Source organism: Psychrobacter sp. 1U2, from assembly GCF_051847575.1.
This window is the reverse complement of sequence record NZ_JBPYDC010001847.1, coordinates 1-512: the sequence shown is the minus strand read 5'-3', so window position 1 is coordinate 512 and position 512 is coordinate 1. Positions and strand designations below refer to the sequence as shown.

The window sequence follows — 512 nt, the reverse complement described above, 5'->3', positions numbered from 1 at the left end:
AAAACGTAAACAGCATCAAGAAGTACTGCTCAATGTGGCTACTAGTGGCAGTCCAAAGTTCTTTTTAGGAACGGACTCAGCGCCACATGCTAAGGATAAAAAAGAGGCTGCTTGCGGCTGTGCTGGTTGTTATAGCTCATCAATAGCCCTACCTTTATACGCAACCGCATTTGATAGTATTGGCAAAATTGACAAACTAGAAGGCTTTGCCAGTCGTTTTGGTGCTCAATTTTATGGCCTGCCAGTCAACGAAAACACTGTTACTCTAACCAACAACCCTATGCAAGTGCCGGCAGGTTACCCTTATTTTGATGGACAAACGCTTACCCCACTCATGGCTGGTGAGACGCTACCATGGTCTATCAAAGCTTAAACCGTACTTAAAACTCTTAATGCGACTGAGATGCTGTGAGTGTTCCATTACTATTACGTTAGTAGTATTGGACACTTTGAGCATGTCAATGTATTTATATCATCGATAAAAGTGACTTAACTTAATATGACCATTCAAA

At 41.6% G+C, this 512-nt stretch carries 1 protein-coding gene; it reads left to right on the top strand.

The annotated features are described in order from the left end of the window. Positions 1 to 373, top strand: a 373-nt coding sequence (locus ACS8FD_RS24740; protein WP_459252193.1) for a dihydroorotase, incomplete at its 5' end; no start/stop codon positions are given. Between the last annotated feature and the right edge of the window lie 139 nt (positions 374 to 512).